Raw genomic sequence first — 18,751 nt, forward strand, 5'->3', positions numbered from 1 at the left:
TCATTAATATATAAATTGTTTAATCATGTCTTTATTACAAACTCTTTTACAAGCAGGTGCTGATTCAACTCGTGGTCTTGCAGTATTTGGCGCCGCTTTAGGTGCTGGTCTAGCCGCTATCGGTGCAGGTCTAGGTCTTGGTAAAATCGGTGGTAGCGCGCTTGAAGGTGTTGCACGTCAACCAGAAGCTGCTAACAAAATCCAGACTATGATGATCATCATCGCTGCCCTTGTAGAAGCCGTAGCTCTTTTTGCAGCTGTAATCTGTCTTTTGATCTCTTTCAAATTAGTATAAGAATCAAAAGTAAACGATCTGATTCAGGCATCCTGTACTATTCGCATTAGGCGTTAGTGCAGGATTCCTACAAGTCTCGGCCATCGTTCAATGTAAAGTAGTTTATAATAAAATAGTTGTTGTAAACACCAGGTCTTTACCAATCAAATAATTAAATAAAAATTTTAAAACTGATATGGAATTACTAACCCCCAGCCCCGGATTGATTTTCTGGATGCTCTTGGTTTTTGGTATTTTAGTTTTTGTTCTTGCTAAATTTGCATGGAAGCCAATTTTGAGCGCCGTTAAAGAGCGTGAAGATTCAATTGAGTCGGCACTGAGAATGGCAGAAGAAACCCGTGCAGAAATGGCCAAGTTAAAGGCCGATAACGACAGAATTATTGCTGATGCACGTATTGAGCGCGACAAGATTATCCGTGAAGCAAAAATTGCCTCAGATAATATGCTGGCTGAAGCCAAAGACAAAGCAGTTGCTGAAGGTACCAAAATTATTGCTGATGCACGTGAGGCTATTCAGCAGGAAAAAGTTGCCCTGGTTGCCCAAATGAAAAAAGATGTGGCTGCGTTCTCTATCGAAATCGCTGAAAAAGTATTGCGTAAAGAGCTGGCCGACAAAAAAGCACAGGAATCGCTGGTTTCAGATTTGATTTCAGAAGCTAAGTTGAACTGATTCTGATACAAAATCAGGTTGGTAGTAAAGTAAAAAACTTATTATTGCAAATTTATTGTTATGCTTTTGCAAAATAAGTCTTACAAAATTTGTTTTTTTGATAGAGTCGGTTGTATTTTTGTCTAAATATATGTTGCAACCGAGAATTTAGTTCTTTATAGAAAAAAATGGCAGATTCAATAGTTGCATACAGATACGCCAAGTCATTATTCGACCTGGCTACCGAAAAAAATGTTGTAGAAGAAGTGAGCAGTGACATGGTCCTGTTTCAGCAGATTTGCGACGAAAACAGACAGTTTATGGTAGTGATGAATAATCCGATTGTTCGTCACGACAAAAAATTAGGAATATTGAAAAATATTTTCGAAAATCGCGTAAGCGATGTGACTTTTTCGATTTTCAATGTTTTAACCAAGAAACACAGAGAAAATTTGATATACTCAATTGCCGAAGAGTTTGAGAAACTCTACAACGCTAAAAAAGGTATTCAAAAAGCTACTGTAACTACCGTTACTCCTCTAACAGATGCCCAACGTCAGGAAATTACCGCGTTGGTTGCCAAATCTACCGGCAAAGAAGTATTGCTGGAGGAAAAAACAAACGAAGCACTGATTGGTGGTTATGTTTTAAAACTGGACGACAAACAGTTTGATACCTCTATCAGAAAGAAATTAAATGACTTGAAAATAACATTGGCATAATATAAATGAAAATGTTATAAAAAATATTAGTTTTCATGGCTATAAAGTTGAGAAATACCCCCGAACTTCGGGGGTTTTTTCTTTATGGGCGGTCTGCTTATAATAACTCTGTTGAGGGGTTCCAGAAAAGAGCAGCATAATCAACCACTTTGTCATTTACCACCTTAATTCCTTCGGCTTCCAGTAGCTCTTGCATGCGGTTGCCGCCAAAATGCGCTTTGCCACTTAATACGCCATTCCGGTTTACTACCCGGTGGGCAGGTACGTCAGGCAGGCCGTGGCAGGCGTTCATGGCCCAACCCACCAGCCGCGCCCCCGATTTTGAACCGATATACTGAGCTATGGCGCCATAACTGGTTACCCTACCCTTGGGTATGAGGCGCACTACCTGGTATATAACATCATAAATGTTGTTGGTTTGAGCCATCGGGTGAATTAGCGATTTAGTGAATGAATTTATGTAGACGACTGTTAGCTGCTGCGATTGCAGATTGTCGAATATAAAATTATGGCTTGAGCTTTCAGTTCATAACCGATAATATCATTGCCACAATGTTCTCAAATTCCACAATGTTTCACTATAATTTTATATTATTCAAAAAATTTGATAATCTGCAATCAAAATTGACAAATCATTATTTTCCTTCCATCTCCTTTATCTCTTTCTCTAGTGTATTAAACCAGCTTTCGCCATATTGCCGTATCAGGGGTTCTTTTAAAAACTGATAAACAGGCACGCCCAGTTTATCGCCCAGCTCGCAGGCGTCGCTGCAGATAGACCAGCGGTCATAATTAACGGCGTGGAAACTCTCGTATTTAGTAATTCGTATCGGGTACAAATGGCAGGATATAGGCTTTTTCCAGGTTATCTTCCCGTCCAGGTAAGCCTGTTCAATACCGCATTTCAGAATACCCTTTTCGTCATATACGGCGTAGGCGCATTCGCGGTCTTCAATGGTTGGGGTAGAGAAGTCGCCCTCCCAGTCTTTTATGTATTTTCCCTGTTCTTCTATGGCTTTTATACCTTCGGGTGTCAGGTAAGGTTTTACGTGTTCGTATATCTCTTCCAGTACAGGCAGTTCCGACTCCTCCAGAGGTGCGCCCAGGTCGCCTTCCACGCAACAGGCTCCCTTACATTTGTCGAGGTTACAAACAAAAAATTTGTCAGCTACATCATCGCTGACACAGGTATTCTCAATCAATATCATTGTATATAAAAATTACTGGGTAGTGTTCAATAAGGCTTGTTTTAGGTATCAGACATCTGCACTGCGTAAACCAAAGCATCTTTTTATTACAAAGCCCCTCTACCGTGTTTAAAAGGCAAAGGGGCTTTTGCATATACAACCCGGTTGCATTGAAGCCTGAAGGCATACATGCTCCGGGCCACTATATTTTTCTGATAAGCAGCTTCTGCCCTATTTTAACATCTCGGCTGGTCATATTGTTCCATTCCTGAATCTGCTTCATGGTAACATCATATTTCTTTGAAATACTGAAAAGCGTTTCGCCCCTAACTACCTTATGCGATTTAACCACCGATGCTCTGGCTGGCTCAGTTTTCTCTTTAGCCGGGTTTTCTTTTACCGTTGTTTCTCTTGTTTCGTAGGCGGGGCTGTCTTTGTAGCCCACTATCAGTTGTTGCCCTGATTTTACTCTCTCCTTCACCGAAAAATTATTCCACTCGGCCAGGTCTCGCACTGAAACATTATACTTGCGGGCTATACTGTATAAGTTCTGGCCCGGCGTTACTCTGTAATAAACCTTTTTAGGCGCTACGCTGGCTCTGGTGCTTTTGTCGGCCTCTGGTTCACGCATAATCACTGTTTTAGGTGTAACAGATGGCTTGCCGGTTGATGTTGACGCCGTATACACAGGTTTTTCGTCTTCTATTTTAATAATCGGCACGGTGTCTGCCTCATCATCTGTCGACTGGCCCGGCAATGGTGTTACTTTGGTTTCTGCTGCCGCAGACGGCTCCGGCTGTTTAGTGGCTGGCCTTTTACTGGCACGCTCTATTACTACGGTTTCAGAGGCTTGTGGTTCTCTTACCACTTCGCGTTCCGGGGCTTTGGTATTTTTGGCCAGTACTTCTGGTTTGGTGTTTGTTTTCTGGTCAAACTTCTCCATTAGTGGTAGTGGTTGGGCAGGCACTACTTCCTGCGGCTTAGGCTTAGGTTCTATACCGGTTTGCAGCGGCTGGTGTTTCGGCCGTTTTCTTTGCAGATAAACTACCTGGCCTTCGCGTATTTCCGCAGGGTCGCTTAAGCGGTTGTATTTCAGCAGGCTATGCAGTTTTACACCATAAGCCTGAGAAAGCTCCCAGGTCGACTCCCCCGTTTTTAAATCTGCCTCTGCCACAGGCCCCCTGCTGTATTTACGTTGCAGGTAATATACTTTACCCGGCACAACCACGTCGGCATCGGTCATGTCGTTATATAATAAAAAGCTCTTCACCGATACCCTGCCGGCTTTGGCCAGCGAGGCCACATCGTCGCCGGTTTTGGCCAAAATACCTTTCTTCTCGTTTATTTCATAAAAAACAGGGCCATCATCATTTTTAGCGGGTTTGCCAGTGCGTACCAACACGGGGTATCCGGCATGATTGGCCGTAGGTCTGGCTATTACAGGTGCAGGCGTTACGGTTTCTTTTTCGGCAGGTTTTGTGTTATTGGGCATCAGTGACGATTGCCCGATGGCCTTAATCTGAACCAGGTCCAGCCTGTTGGCAGGTACAAAAAGTGCCACTGAGTAATCGTCAGGTATGGTAGATGTCTGCAACCACGAATTATGTTTTTTCAGCTCAATAAGGTCTATTTCAAAAACGGCGGCTATTTCGGCCAGGGTTTTGCCTTTGCCCTGGCGGTACTCAAAAAAGGCCCATTCGTTTTGCTTCATCTGGCTTACGCGGTGTTCAAAAGCCAGACGTGCAGCTATTGTTTTAATCAGGTAGCGGTCGGTACGGGCATTAAAAGTTACAGAAGAAGCATTGACCCATTCAGACGGTACAATTTTGCTGATACCGGCAGCACCCAGCAGGTAAGAATATAAAGAGGAAATCCAGTTTTTGTAAATCTGGTTGCTGCGCTTCAGATACCTTGCCGCAGCTTTGGTAGAGGCATAGATATTTTTTCGTTCATCAATGACGTTATCAACCCGCAGGCCCAGTTCCTGAGCCGTAGGGGCTTTCATTTGCCAGAAACCAACGGCGTTTGAACTGGAAACGGCATCGGGCAGCAATGAGCTTTCAACCACGGCCAGGTACTTGAAATCGTCAGGCACTTTTTCATCTGCCAGAATACGTTCTATAACCGGAAAATACCACTGAATACGCTGCAATTTATCCTGAACATATCTGTTTTCAGGAATCAACAGCGCAGATACTTCTTTTTCAACAAGTGCCTGGGCGTCGGCATCCAACTGCACTGAAACACCTGCAAACACTACCTTTTTGGGTACCTGCGGTAACGACGACTGCTGCGCCAGCACTGCCTGAAAACCTACCACAAAAAACGAAAGCACAAAAATTCTTTTCATGAGCTAATGAGTTATTAGTAAAAGCACAAATTTTAGGAATGATAAGACGGTCTTTCAAAATCTGCCTGCAGGCAACAAGAAATTGCATCTTTTTAAATACGGCTTAGCTTAATAAGCCGCATACTCAATTCTAAATTCAGCAAAAGAATATGGCAGCAGTTTGTTTCTCTTCAAATGAGAATATCTGGTAAGTTTATTAAGAGTTATTAATTATTTTTTTCTGAGTACCAGCAACCCATCACGAATGGGCAGCAGGATATTTTCTACGCGGTTATCGTTATGTATAGCATCATTAAACGCCCTGATGTTCAGGGTATCTTTATCTTTGGCAGCCGGGTTGCTTACTTTGCCGCTCCACAATACGTTGTCGGCTATGATATAGCCCCCCGGGCGCACCTTATCGAAAACAATATCATAATACCGCTGGTAATTCAGTTTATCGGCATCAATAAAAACAAGGTCAAACGGCCCTTCCATTTCCGGAATAATCTCCAGTGCATTACCGATTCTGAAATCTATCTTGTGATGCAACGGCGATTGAGTAAAGAAATTTCTTACAAAATCTTCCAGCTCTTCGTTTACGTCAATTGTAATGATTTTTCCGTTTTGGGTAAGCCCTTCTGCCAGGCACAACGCCGAGTAACCGGTATAAGTACCGATTTCAAGAATCAGCCCGGGCTGAATCATCTGTGAAAGCATAGCCAGTAAACGCCCTTGCAGGTGGCCTGAAAGCATACGCGACTGCAAGACTTTTGCATGCGTTTCGCGGTTTAATTTGCTCAGCAGGTCATTTTCAGGCGTGGTATGATCCAGACAATATTGGTCAATATCAGCAGGAATAAACTCCATCAGGAAAGCATTTTTATACAAAAATAGAACATATTTCAAAAAAATGAACAAAAAAGGGGCTTTTTTTGCCCCTCAGAAGTTTAAAAGTCATTTTGGTACCGTTTAATTAGCGCTTGTTGCTTCTGCTGCGCAGGCTGAAATCGGCCAGCACCAGGGCTGCCATTGCCTCAACAATTGGCACCGCACGCGGCAGCACACATGGGTCATGACGGCCCTTGCCCGACACCACAACGGTTTCGCCGGCTTCGTTTACGCTCTCCTGGTCTTGCATGATTGTGGCCACCGGCTTAAAAGCCACTCTGAAATAAATATCTTCTCCGTTCGAAATTCCGCCTTGTATACCGCCCGAATGATTGGTGCGGGTATGTACCTTTCCGTCTTCGCCAACGTAAAACTCGTCATTGTGTTGCGAGCCGAATAATGCTACGCCATCAAAGCCGCTGCCATATTCAAAACCCTTTACGGCATTAATGCCCAGCATAGCCTTCCCTAGCTCGGCATGAAGTTTATCAAACACAGGTTCGCCCCAGCCTACCGGCACACCTTTGATAACCCCGGTGATGATACCACCGATAGAATCGCCTTTTTTGCGGGTTTCGTCAATGAAATCAAACATTTTTTGCGCGGTGGCCTCGTCAGGGCAACGCACGGCGTTATCGTCGGTTTTGCTCAAATCCAGTTCATAATATTCTTTATCCAGTTTAATATTACCGACCTGCGACACATACGCCTGCACGGTTATTTGCTGTTGCGCCAGCAGCATTTTAGCCAGCGCCCCGGCCGCTACGCGAGCGGCTGTCTCGCGGGCTGAGCTGCGCCCGCCTCCGCGGTAATCGCGAACACCATATTTGGCGGTATAGGTGTAGTCGGCATGCGATGGTCTGAACTGATGCGCTATGTGGCTGTAATCTTTAGAGCGTTGGTCTTCATTAAAAATAACCATAGCAATGGGCGTACCGGTTGTTTTGCCCTCAAAAATACCCGATAGTACCTGAAACTCGTCGGCCTCTTTGCGTTGGGTGGTAATGCGCGACTGACCCGGTTTGCGGCGGTCTAGTTCGTGCTGAATGTAGGCTTCATCAAAATCTATTCCTGCGGGGCATCCGTCTATTACTACGCCGATGGCTTTGCCGTGTGATTCACCAAATGTTGAAATCTTAAAAATTGTTCCGTAAGTACTACTCATAAGAGAAAACCGGGTTTTGCTATATTTTAAAACGGGTGTAAAATTAAGATAAAATGTTGGTGTGTGGATGATATATTTTGAGTTTTGACTTCAAACTGCTGAGGCAACGGGCCAAAGCGACGAAAATAACTACCGAAGCCTGAACCCCGCATTAAGCTGAAAATACAATTATTAAAAAAATGTTAATTTTTCTAATTCTGAAAAAAAAATCAGATTTCAGCCCGCCTTTGGGCAAAAATAAGGCAATCCGGCCGACTATGGCACAAAAAAAAACCGAGCTCAAAGCGGCCGGTTTTTATTCAATAAACTAAACTAAACTGTATAAAATCTTTTTCTTTGCTAACAATACCCGGCATGTAGCCCCGGGCTTTTACCGGTTTTTATTCAATTGACAAAAACACACTATCGGCAAAGTTTATATTTTCATTTTCCTGAAACCAAAAACGGATGTTTACAATGTCAGCCATTTTCAATAGATAATTCTGAGGCTATAAAACTTTCCATCAGGTATCAGGCACTGATTTATTTCTATTTCTTTATCTGCTTGTCTATACAAATACTGGTTCGCCTAACAAGCAGTTTTTTGCCTCTGCTGCTGTTTCTTTTCATCCTCCGGGCATTTCATTCCGCAAATTAAATACCTAATTACTTTACAAAGCAAACAGACCCAAACAACCCGTAGGGTTCATCAGCCCGAAATCGGCACTTTTTAAGTAAAAATACTTATCTGCACCACATACCTTACCCCCATTGCGGTTTAGAAAAAACTGCAACTGGCATAAACCCTGAAACCGGATTTTCGCTGGTTTGGGTATTACTAAGTATGGCGTTTGTTGGTAAAAGCACCGGAGCCACAGCCCACCCGGCAGGATAACCGCCGGAAGCAGACAAAAGCGCTTTTGATGAAGGATACAGCTTTATGATGCTATACGTAACTAACAACGTTGCCTGCGCGGCGTATGTTGCAAGGCTGGCAAAAAAAATTTTTGCAACAGACCACGTATGTACTGCTTCTGACCACACCCCCATATAAGTACCCTGATGACTAAACCCGCGATATGAAAAACGATTAAGATAAGATGCAGAACCCGCACCCATGCCCAATGCATAAGGCACACAGGCAACACCTTGGCAGCCGTAGGTAAGTAGCTTTTTCATTAAAATGCTTTTCATAATTAATTATACAAATATAGGCAAAATTGCTTAGAAGTTGTTACCCCAATTGTGGTGATTTTTATGAACGGAAAAAATTAATGATTAACGCACTTATCAAAAAAGTCTCATAGCAGCCCGACTGCCCTGGCACATTGCCTAAAAACACTCTGGCACACTTTTTTTGGATATTGTTGAAAGATTTTTTTTAATAAGATTATGGAGAACCTTGACGCAAAGCGCACACAACTTGAAAAATTTGTAGGAAAATGGACCACAGTGGGGCAAATTTTACCCACTTCAAACAAGGCTGACACTGATATCAGGGGGCATGAGAGCTATGAATGGCTGGAAGGTGAGTATTTTCTTCTACACAATTCTGAACTTGAAATGGGCGACCGCCATCAGAGAACACTGGAAGTATTTAGTTTTGAAGAACAGGAAAACCATTTCATGACTCAGTTTTATGATAACATCGGTAATTCGGGGCAGTTTCAGGTAACGCTAATGGACGACCTGTGGATTTTCAGAGGTGAAACCCTGCTGTTTAAAGGTGGCTTCAGTGAAAATGATACCGTTTTCTCAGGCGTATGGGAGCAACTCAACCAGGAAAAAGTATGGGCGCCGTATATGCATATCAAATTGGTGAAAGAGGTATAGAGAAATAACGTCCTAATTTGGTAGAGCCATAATGCATTGTGGCTTATCGACGAATTTGCTTACCAAAAATTGAATCTCCTGATTGCAAAAACTACTGGAGCCGTATTGCAATTCAGCTCTACGGAAATTGTCTGCTTTGGTAGAGCCACATTGCATGTGGCTCAAGGCCTGTCTGTTCGGCGGAAGATGTGAAGTGGTGGAATTTAATTACTGAAAATTTTTGAACTGTTCATTTATGCGTTCCAAGAACGCGATAAACACCGAATAAATTTATATTTAGTTGAATATTGACCAATTCAAAATATTTGGGAGCGCTTCTGCCCCAGCCGCAAGCATTGCGGCTCTACGAAAATTGGGTGCTTTGGTAGAGCCACATTGCATGTGGCTCAAGGCCTGTGCGTTCGGTGAGTGATGCGATGTGGTGGTGATTTGATTACTGAAAATTTTTGAACTGTTCTTTTATGCGTTCAAAGAACGCAGCAATCTACAGCGACTAAATTTATATTTAGTTGAACGGAGGATGTAGTTATAATAAATCACTTGCAGACTTTAAATTTTTCTCCCCATCTTTCATTTTTTGATATTCTTCATCCCTCAGTCTAGCATTTACTTCCATATTGAAGATTTGCAACACTAAATTATATTTGTCTTTAAAATATGCAGAAAGTATTGTTACTCTCTTTTTCCCAACATTCCATCCGGCAATTAAATAGTGTCCTTCGGTTGTATAATCGTTTCTCACAGGAAAATCATATTCCGGCTTTCCATATTTCTTTGTTAATTCCTTTACCAGAGATTCTTTTTGACTTTTAGTTTCATAAACATATTCGTAACGATTGTAGTTATATCCATTTATTTCAACTGACCAAAGTGAGTCTTGATAAAATTCAGGTGTAACTACAATAAATTTAAAATCTCCAATTCTATTATTATACATTATTACCGTTCCATCCAAAGAAGTTGAATAAGGTGTTTTTGTACTTTCTTTAAATTCTTCAAGTTTTTTATCAAAAACTTTCGGTGAAATACCGAAGTATATATTGCCGATAGCTCTATCTTGGTCAGCAATGGCAACACTATCTTTCCAGGCTTGTGCTTTTTTTGTGCTATCCCTAACAGTTTCCATCCGAATTCTCTCCTTTTCCTTTTTGGATGTGCAACTTAAAATAGCAAAAAAGCATATTGAAAGAAGTAGAACGTTTTTCATACAATAGATTTATTTTAGTATAAGTTTAAATCTTATTACATTAATAGGTTCGTAGATTTTTTGGATTCTTATGATGATAATGTTTTTTGTATTGTAAAAAGCAGAATTTAATTTTATTCTTCTTTTTTAATGCTGTCTTCGATATACCATTTGCGATTAAAGTCGTTGAAATCCTCCATTTGCTTATTAAGAACGCCTATTAATCCACCTTCCCATTCGCCATATACGGCATTGCCCTCGGCATCAAGCAAATTCTCAGGCATGGTACGAAGCGTATACATTGGATTTTGGTCTCCAAACTCTTCTCCTAATTTTTGGAAGTAATCACCTTTGAGTATAAACTTTAAATTATTTCTGAATGATAATTCAACTTTATCAAAAGATTTATCTTTAAGTGCATTAGCAGTATGCAAAAGAACTCTGAATACATCAATAGGGGCTTTTTCATCTTTTACTTCTTCTAGGTTGAAGGTAAGTGTTTTTGATTGCGTATAATTTTTGTAGTGGACATCAATTTTTATGCCTTCGTTACGAACATCACTATTCAATTTCTCTTTGACGGGTTTGATAATTGTGAAATAGTTGAAACAGTAGATCACTGCTGGAATAGTTATTACTACTAATACAGCAATAAGAAGAATTAGTTTTTTCATTGGTTTAGGTAAAGGTTTTATTAAAAATGACATTATTGACAATTTGTGTTGCCATCTCTTAATTGTGTTGAAGTATTTAATCAAACAGCATATTTAGTGACAGCCAAGCAATAAAAGAAATTATAGTTAATTCAAATAAAATATATTTGTATAACAAAGTAAAGATTTCGATAAATATATTTTCGGCTCTATTAAAAGGAACTCAGATAGGCTTTAGTGCTTAATCCCTCAATGTCTATTATTATTAGAACAACGATACTTCCATGCGTTCCAAGAACGCAATAAACACCGAATAAATTTATATTTAGTTGAATATGAACCAATTCAAAATATTTGGGAGCGCTTCTGCCCCAGCCGCAAGCATTGCGGCTCTACGAAAATTGGGTGCTTTGGTAGAGCCAAATTGTAGGTGGCTCAAGGCCTGTCTGTTCGGCTGATGATGTGAAGTGGTGGAATTTGATTACTGAAAATTTTTATACTGTTCATTGGTGCGTTCCAAGAACGCAATACACAGCGGCTAAATATATATTTAGTTGAATATTGACCAGTTCAAAATATTTGGGAGCGCTTCTGCCCCAGCCGCAAGCATTGCGGCTCTACGAAAATTGGGGGCTTTTGTAGAGCCACATTGCATGTGGCTCAAGGCCTGTCTGTTCGGCGGAAGATGTGAAGTGGTGGAATTTGATTACTGAAAATTTTTGAACTGTTCATTTATGCGTTCCAAGAACGCAATACACAGCGGCTAAATATATATTTAGTTGAATATTGACCAGTTCAAAATATTTGGGAGCGCTTCTGCCCCAGCTGCAAGCATTGCGGCTCTACGAAAATTGGGGGCTTTTGTAGGCTGAAGGCCTGTCTGTTTTGTGGGTGATGTGAGATGGGTTTGAGTGATTTTGTATTTGATATTCTTTTTTCATTTATGAGTTTTAAAAACCTTACCCACACCTGCTAAATATAAATTTTGCAGGACGGGGCAGCATATCATAAGTTAAAAATTTGATGAACTTTTAAGCTTGCTTGGCCAAGAATTAAATCCGGCAATATATGAAGTACTTAAAGAGTCTATTACTTTTGTGTACTCCATGAATATTTTACAAACAGGGATGATTGAAAATTTCTTAATTATTTTAGAATTGTAATTACTCTTTCGCCATCGGCTTGAGTCCACATTAATTTGTCATTGACCAGAATTTTTTCCGTGATGCTCATGGTCTTGTCGTTTTTTATGTGAAAGGTAATTACATCTACATCGTTGTCAGTCCAATAGATTTTTACTTTGTTTATATCTCCTGGGGATTCATGCATTGAAGCGAAAACTCTCATATAATACTTGCCGTTTTGCTGAAATAGTAATGGTTTATTGTAAGGCATCAAGTTAATAGGCCATTTTTGATTATTTGCAGATGCATATTCGAGCGCGATATCTCCAAAAACATAGTGGCCAGGCTGATTTTGATTTAATAAATCTATGTTTGTGTCTTTTTTTAGAACGGATACCTCAATCGCTGTATCAACTATATCGCAACATATTTCCCTGTGCTTATCGCAGGAGGTTAGGAAAAGGGTTAGGAAGAAGAATGTGATTATCGTTTTCATGGTTTTACTGTTAAAATAAATTATAAATCATATAAGGATCAACATTATATGAATGGTAACGCGATGGATCTGGGTTGAAATTGTCATAAGCAAACCATCCATCTTCACCACCTCTCCGTCCCCAAGTCATATGGAGATATAGATATGTACCAGATTCACAAAAATTATACGAATCATAACCATCACATACCCAAGCGTGTCCACCATCAATATAATAAAATATCCACCAGTTGGCAAACCATCCTCCTGATAAATAAACCGAGTGCCCATTATTTAAATTTGATATAACCGTCGGAGCATAATAGTTGGCAAGTGTTGCATAAGTATAACCATAATCATTTACGAAAGCATCTCTCGCGTCGTCATCTCCTGCTCCTGATTTTCAATCTGGTGTTCAACACTGGCTAAAATCTGCTTACTAACCAAATTCTGAGCAGGAGCGAATGTTCGGTATTTTGAATAGCTTTTAGTTTTGGCTATTGGTTGTGAGTTGTTTTTTGATGGATCGTCCTTGTCATCATTGGCGAATGTTGGCAAGCAACTCATCATGATTATTAGCACAGCAATTACTATAGGTAAAATTCGCTTCATTTTAATATTGTATCTAAATGATTGGATTTTTTTTAGATATATTAATTTATTAGTACCAATTATATACTAATCCACAATTTTCTCTTTCTTTTACGGCTTTTAGTAACTCTATCCATAAAAACATAATTCTTCTTTCCATATGATTTTCCTTTCCAAAAACATCCATTTTTTCTTTAAAGTTATGTTCCTCCCATTTTTTTAGAACTGTATCAACCATATTCGGGCTTAAGGTTTTGTTAGCAAATATCTTGCTTGTATACTGTAAAAGTTCATAGTCATAATCTTTAAAAACGTTTTCAATATTAACCTCTAATGGCGCACCCCATCTACCGAATGTTAAATCTTGAATAAGTTCTAAAGCCTCTATGTCTTCTTCTGAAAGAATATGCTTGTTAGCATACACATTATTATCTAATTCAAGTATATAACGGTAATGAGTCAAGTCCATAGGTACTTGTACCAATTCAATCCAATCATATCCTTCCAGAGGAATAGGCTTAAAAAAATATTTTTTAGTATTTTCTGAATAATCTAAGCGAAGGGTATCATCTACAGTTAAATCCAAAACCTCCTTTAAATCGTCATAAGGATAAACCGCTTTATAAGCATTCGTTAAATTATTCAATAGATTATCCCACTTTAAATAAAAATATCTTGCATACATGAGTTTATTTTTTGTGGCACCATTTTGCCATTTCAACTTGCAATTGGTCTTTAGTAATATTTGCTTCAATATACGTATTGAAAGGGAGAGGTGTAGTTGTAGGGGATGATTTCTGCTTCATTACTACTCCAACCATTTCGAGATTGTCAATATTGGTGTCAGATAAATAAATGTTGCGAAAAGTGCTGACTGATATATCTGTACCTCTATTAATAGTTACTATATAATTACTACTTGATGGATCTGAATTTTATGTCTCGTCAGGGTCTTCCGTGCGTGTAAGGCACAGGCAGGCAGGAGACCCTGTCGTAGTAGTATAGGTATCAATGCCCATATTTTTTATACTTCAACTGGTATTCAGTCATTTTCAAGGCGATACTTATAAATAGTGGGACTTGAATCCATCATGAAAAGGTAATCTTTATACATCATTAATGATCTTCTGAATGATTCCCTACCTTTGAAAGGAGGTACAAAACTATTTACGACGGTGTTTTTCTCTTTGTCAATGATAAATATTTCTGCTTGAGCTGAAAATGAAATGATGTAATTCTTATAAAAACAAGCTATAATTGACGATACACCATAGGAATCTTTATAAAGATTTGTATCAAACCAATTTTCCTGATAGTGTAAAAGTTCTCCTGTGTCACAACTTATTATGCGAATAAATCCTCTATTAAATTGATAGGCCTTTCCCTCTGCCACATCTATTATATCAGTGTCATTTTCGCTTATCCAGTTAAGTCGTCCCGTTTGAATATGAATGCATAAAGTATGCGTAAAATTAATGCTAAAAATAATGCTAAAAATAATGCTCCCATTGTATACAGTTACTAGGGAAGACATGTCTAAATCATCAGTAGAATATTTACTTAAATCAAAACTCCATAATAGCTTATTCTCATCCAGCTTAAAGCATTTCATTATAAAGGACTCATTCTCCTTAGCATAAAATATTATCCTTTCTTCATCTACATACAGTACAGTTAACTTTTCCAGATTCTCGATTAAATAAATAACTTCCTTGGAAAGGAAATCATACATGATAATTTTAAGGAATCGTTTTTTTGACAATATCAGAATGGAGATATTCTTATTATTTAAGTAATGGTCATATAATCCATATCCCTCTTCATCAGGAGCATAATTTATTAAATTAAGTTCATTACCTTCCTTACTATTAATATAGAATAACTCCCCTTGAGCTGATACAAATTCAATACTGTTTCCTTTCATTCTAAGAAAACGGAGTTTTAAATTAGGTGGAATTACAATTTCTCTTCTATTATGATAGTCTTCAATATAGAGATTATTATGATAAGAAAATGCTGCCCCTTGAGAGGTAACTAATATATCCCCAGCCTTTGAAAATCTGCTTTCCTCTAAAAACTTTAGCATAAATTTATTGATAAGTGTTCCTGATTTTAAATATTTGTTCAAAATAATTATCCATAAAATACTCAACAGCATCTTCAATATTTGTAGAGTTTACAGATGTTTATGTCTCGTCAGGGTCTTCCGTGCGTGTAAGCCCACGGTAGGCAGGAGACCCTGACACAATTGATAATGCCAACTTTACCTATCGGCAGCCAAATTCTACGATAAGCCACAAGCATTGTGGCTCTACAATAGTACAAAAATAATAGAGCCAAGGCAATGCCTTGGCTCTGTGCAGTATTGGCTATTATCAATAATTATTTCTTCCCGTCTATCTGCTTCAGTAATTCATCTACTGCTGTTTTCAATTGGTCGTCGGTGTCTTTTGCCAGCCAGTCAGGTTGGTTCTCAACAATAATATCCGGTACGGCTGGTCCTAATTCCTGATTTTTGTCGGTGGCTTTGGTGAACCATCCACGACCCGGCAGACGGACAAACGAGCCATCCATCAGCCCCTTACCACCTGTCGAAATCACCGAACCGTTGGTAGGTACCCCCACCAGCTTACCAATACCCAACGACTTATAGGCATGAGAGAAAATCTCTGCATTTGAGTAACTGCCCTCATTACAAAGCGCAATAGATGGTTTTGTCCAGGCAGCATAAACCAGACGCTCACCAATCGGGTAATAGTCTTTAAATTTCAACTTGTCTTTCTCCAGATCTTCGCTGGCACCTCTTGGTATGGTGTAGGCGTGTTGTTTGTAGTTCAGAATCGTCATCAGGTAGTCGGTTGTTGAGCCGCCACCATTGTAGCGTACATCAATCACCAGACCTTCTTTTCCATACCCGGCAGCGGTAAACTCTCTTTCTACCACCTCAAAACTCGGGAAATCCATACCTTTAATATGGATATACCCCAGGCGACCTTTAGAGAATTTCTCCACCAGCTTTTTGCGGTTTTCAACCCATTCGTCATACAAATTATTAAAGATGCTGGCTGTCAGGCGAATCACCACTTCTTTGCTCTTGCCATCTGCACTGCGCACATTCAATAATACTTTCTCGTTTACAAGGCCATTCAGTAGGTCGTAGAAATTATCGTTATCGCTTACGGCTTGTCCGTTCACGGCGGTAATCACATCACCGGCATTCAGCTTGCTTTTCTCTTTATCGGCAGGTGTACCCGGCACAACATGCGCTACCTTCACACCACCGCTTACAGGTACCAGTTCGGTACCCAACAATCCGGTTGCTTCTTTCTGGGTATCAATGCGGTCGGTTACGGTCATACCCATGTGGCTCGAGTTCAGTTCACCCAGCAAGAGGTTGAACATATCTCTGAAATCGTTGCTGGTGCTGGCGTTAATGCTGCGTTCTTTGTATTTATCATGCAGTTTCACCCAGTCGTTTCCATGAAACTTTGGGTCATAGAAACCATCGCGAATGGTGCGCCAGGCCTCTTCATATACCTGTGTGCGTTCGGCAGTATAATCAATTTTCATTTTTGCCGAATACGGCAGGGCCTCTATTGCGCCGGATTTTATATCAAGCCTGCTCAATGCGCCACCCATGCGTGTAAAATACAGGTATTTCCCTTCGCGGTCTATGGTTACACCGGCCGGGTTGGTGCCGCCTTTGGTAATTTCCTTCAAATCTTTGCCATCCCATTTGATGCTGTACAGGTCTCGGCCGCGTGCGGTGTTAGAGGTGGTGGTGTAGTAAAAGGTCTCACCGTCTTTTGATATCACCAGCCCGCCTTCATCGCCGGGAAAACTGGTTACTCTTACAATGCGTTCATGTATTTTGTCGAAATCAATTTTTACGGGCTTCGGCGCTTTTTTGTCATTCGGCTTGGCCGGTGCTGCGGGGGTTTCAGGCTTATCCTGTTCCTGCCAGTCCTGCGTTTCGCGCTCCCAGTCTTCTTTTTTCAGCCATATAAACCAAACGTCGTCACTACGGCTGGAACTCCGACCCGATATAAAGCCCAATTTAGAACCATCAGCGCTCCAGAAGGGGCTGTAGTCTGCCCGCGGATGCATGGTTACATTGACAGGCCTGGTTGAGTTATCTGCTGCCTGAATGAATATCTCTTCATTAAAATATAAATCGCTGATGGCATACGCCAGCCATTTACTGTCCGGGCTCCAGGCTATGCCGCCGGGTGCATCCCAGCTATCGCCCAGAATTTTTTCGTTGGTCAGTTTACCGTCCGGGCTTATGTCAGCCACCACAAATGTACCCCTGCCACGTACGTAGGCAATCTTCTTGTTATCGGGTGATACCGTCAGGCTCTTCTCATCGCCGGTGGTTTTGGTAAGCTGCACCACACCGTGCTTCATTGACTTAAACAGGTTGCGCTGGGTGGTATCTGCCGAGCGCACCATGTACATATCAAAATTGCCATTGGCCCTGTCGCTGGTAAACAACAGGGTAGAGTCGTTCAGCCAGGTTGGTTCCATGTCGCGGTAGGCATGGGCTGTTACATTGATACTTCTGGTTTTTTCCTTATCGGCTTCTTTCAGGAAAATCTCACCACGCACCGAAAAAGCCAGCAGCTTTCCGTTAGGCGACACCGCATATTCAGCCGCGCCACTGGTGAAGGTCTTCTGCTCGGTGGCATCCAGGCGGTCATCGGCGCTGATAACCACATTTAGTTTTTGTGCCGAACCCTTATCGGTTTTAAGGGTGTACAGGTTCATGTCTTTCTCGAAAACAATAGAACTGCCGTCTGCCGATACGCTGAATGCCCGGATGGATTCATCCTTATAGCTGGTCAGTTTTTCGGGCTTGCCGGTGGCTTTGCCGTTGGCATCGAGCTTTAGCCTATAAATATTATACGCGCCTGCCTCACTGCTCATAAAATAAAGCGTGCTGTAGTTGCCCCATTGCGGGAAAACATCGTTGGTTTCAAAACCCGGTAGCTGCTGATAAGTTTTGTTTTTGGTGTCGTAAATCCAGATGTCGCGGTCTGAGCTGCCTTTGTAGGCCTGACGGGCTACGGGATTGATGTCGCCCCGGACAAAAGCCAGAAAACGGCCGTCTGGCGACAGCACAGGGTCGAAACCTACGGCATCAAGCACGCGTGATTCGGTGCCACCTTTCGGACTGATGCTATAAACCTCGGCCGGGCGTTCAATCTGTCTGAACTCACGGTTGGTCGAAAACAGGATTTTATCCGGCTGTGTCCAGCTTGCAATATTGTCGGCACCCGAATGGTAGGTCAGTCGTTTGGGCATGCTGCCTTCGGCCGACATCACGAAAATATCGTTATTGCCGAATCGCGCACCTGAAAAAGCTATCTGCCTGCCGTCAGGACTAAAAACGGGGTTTGATTCGTAGGCCTCATGGATGGTGAGACGAGTGGCTTTACCGCCCGAAGCAGGCACCGTCCAGATATCGCCCTGAAACGAAAAAGCCACCAGAGAACCGTCTTTGTTAATAGCCGGTTGGCGGAGCAGCAGGTTATTCTGCGCCTGCAGGCACAGCACCGTAAAAAAGGTAATTGTTGAGGTTAAAAGCGTTTTTCTCATGGGCAATAGTTTGCTGATTGATTGACAATCAAATTTAAAAGAAAAACGGTTTGAACCATCAAAAATCAGATGAT

The 18,751-nt window shown here is 41.1% G+C and carries 17 protein-coding genes and 1 pseudogene; 4 read left to right on the forward strand and 14 right to left on the reverse strand.

Annotated elements, in window-relative coordinates:
- The first annotated feature begins 25 nt into the window (after window positions 1-25).
- The 3 genes from atpE to atpH all read left to right on the forward strand — a co-directional run bounded on the left by atpE (window position 26) and on the right by atpH (window position 1,666).
- Window positions 26-295 (forward strand): F0F1 ATP synthase subunit C, encoded by a 270-nt coding sequence (atpE, locus tag NZ848_RS04760; protein ID WP_101726376.1) that lies wholly within the window; start codon window positions 26-28, stop codon window positions 293-295.
- Window positions 296-470: 175 nt separating this feature from the next.
- Window positions 471-965, forward strand: coding sequence for a F0F1 ATP synthase subunit B (atpF, locus tag NZ848_RS04765; RefSeq protein ID WP_259014570.1), 495 nt, complete (start codon window positions 471-473; stop codon window positions 963-965).
- Window positions 966-1,132: 167 nt separating this feature from the next.
- Window positions 1,133-1,666, forward strand: coding sequence for an ATP synthase F1 subunit delta (atpH, locus tag NZ848_RS04770; protein WP_259014571.1), 534 nt, complete (start codon window positions 1,133-1,135; stop codon window positions 1,664-1,666).
- Window positions 1,667-1,763: 97 nt separating this feature from the next.
- Here atpH and NZ848_RS04775 read toward each other — a convergent pair whose 3' ends face one another.
- The 6 genes from NZ848_RS04775 to NZ848_RS04800 form a co-directional block, all read right to left on the reverse strand.
- On the reverse strand, window positions 1,764-2,093 hold the full coding sequence (locus NZ848_RS04775) for an MGMT family protein (protein WP_259014572.1): 330 nt from the start codon (window positions 2,091-2,093) through the stop codon (window positions 1,764-1,766).
- Between the two features lie 208 nt (window positions 2,094-2,301).
- Window positions 2,302-2,874 (reverse strand): DUF3109 family protein, encoded by a 573-nt coding sequence (locus NZ848_RS04780; protein WP_259014573.1) that lies wholly within the window; start codon window positions 2,872-2,874, stop codon window positions 2,302-2,304.
- Window positions 2,875-3,055: 181 nt separating this feature from the next.
- Window positions 3,056-5,203, reverse strand: coding sequence for a LysM peptidoglycan-binding domain-containing protein (locus NZ848_RS04785; protein ID WP_259014574.1), 2,148 nt, complete (start codon window positions 5,201-5,203; stop codon window positions 3,056-3,058).
- Between the two features lie 210 nt (window positions 5,204-5,413).
- Complete coding sequence (locus NZ848_RS04790; RefSeq protein ID WP_259014575.1) at window positions 5,414-6,052, reverse strand: O-methyltransferase; 639 nt, start codon at window positions 6,050-6,052, stop codon at window positions 5,414-5,416.
- Between the two features lie 106 nt (window positions 6,053-6,158).
- On the reverse strand, window positions 6,159-7,238 hold the full coding sequence (aroC, locus tag NZ848_RS04795) for a chorismate synthase (RefSeq protein WP_259014576.1): 1,080 nt from the start codon (window positions 7,236-7,238) through the stop codon (window positions 6,159-6,161).
- A gap of 741 nt (window positions 7,239-7,979) precedes the next feature.
- Entirely contained in the window at window positions 7,980-8,396 is a 417-nt protein-coding gene (locus NZ848_RS04800) for a hypothetical protein (protein WP_259014577.1), read from the reverse strand.
- A 213-nt stretch (window positions 8,397-8,609) separates the two neighbouring features.
- On the opposite strand from NZ848_RS04800, the gene NZ848_RS04805 reads away from it, so the two are divergent.
- A complete protein-coding gene (locus NZ848_RS04805; protein ID WP_259014578.1) occupies window positions 8,610-9,050 on the forward strand; it encodes a DUF1579 domain-containing protein in 441 nt (146 codons plus the stop codon).
- A 526-nt stretch (window positions 9,051-9,576) separates the two neighbouring features.
- On the opposite strand, the gene NZ848_RS04810 is transcribed toward NZ848_RS04805, so the two are convergent.
- From NZ848_RS04810 to NZ848_RS04840, 8 genes and pseudogenes are all read right to left on the reverse strand, one after another.
- Complete coding sequence (locus tag NZ848_RS04810; protein WP_259014579.1) at window positions 9,577-10,257, reverse strand: hypothetical protein; 681 nt, start codon at window positions 10,255-10,257, stop codon at window positions 9,577-9,579.
- A gap of 113 nt (window positions 10,258-10,370) precedes the next feature.
- Window positions 10,371-10,910: a hypothetical protein gene (locus tag NZ848_RS04815; RefSeq protein WP_253525526.1), complete on the reverse strand. Its 540-nt coding sequence runs from the start codon at window positions 10,908-10,910 to the stop codon at window positions 10,371-10,373.
- Window positions 10,911-12,035: 1,125 nt separating this feature from the next.
- Window positions 12,036-12,509: a hypothetical protein gene (locus NZ848_RS04820; RefSeq protein ID WP_101726365.1), complete on the reverse strand. Its 474-nt coding sequence runs from the start codon at window positions 12,507-12,509 to the stop codon at window positions 12,036-12,038.
- Window positions 12,510-12,519: 10 nt separating this feature from the next.
- Window positions 12,520-12,828: pseudogene (locus tag NZ848_RS21550) on the reverse strand (C10 family peptidase); the annotation flags it as partial.
- A 20-nt stretch (window positions 12,829-12,848) separates the two neighbouring features.
- The gene (locus NZ848_RS04825; protein WP_253525544.1) at window positions 12,849-13,100 is read right to left on the reverse strand and encodes a hypothetical protein; all 252 of its coding nucleotides are present in this window, start codon (window positions 13,098-13,100) and stop codon (window positions 12,849-12,851) included.
- Window positions 13,101-13,149: 49 nt separating this feature from the next.
- Window positions 13,150-13,800 carry a hypothetical protein gene (locus NZ848_RS04830; RefSeq protein ID WP_253525547.1) on the reverse strand — a complete coding sequence of 217 codons (651 nt, stop codon included), beginning with the start codon at window positions 13,798-13,800 and terminating at the stop codon, window positions 13,150-13,152.
- Between the two features lie 321 nt (window positions 13,801-14,121).
- On the reverse strand, window positions 14,122-15,165 hold the full coding sequence (locus NZ848_RS04835; RefSeq protein WP_259014580.1) for a hypothetical protein: 1,044 nt from the start codon (window positions 15,163-15,165) through the stop codon (window positions 14,122-14,124).
- A gap of 296 nt (window positions 15,166-15,461) precedes the next feature.
- A complete protein-coding gene (locus NZ848_RS04840; RefSeq protein WP_259014581.1) occupies window positions 15,462-18,677 on the reverse strand; it encodes a S41 family peptidase in 3,216 nt (1,071 codons plus the stop codon).
- Window positions 18,678-18,751: the final 74 nt, after the last annotated feature.

It is taken from the genome of Emticicia fluvialis (genome assembly GCF_024793945.1).
Lineage (GTDB): Bacteria > Bacteroidota > Bacteroidia > Cytophagales > Spirosomataceae > Emticicia > Emticicia fluvialis.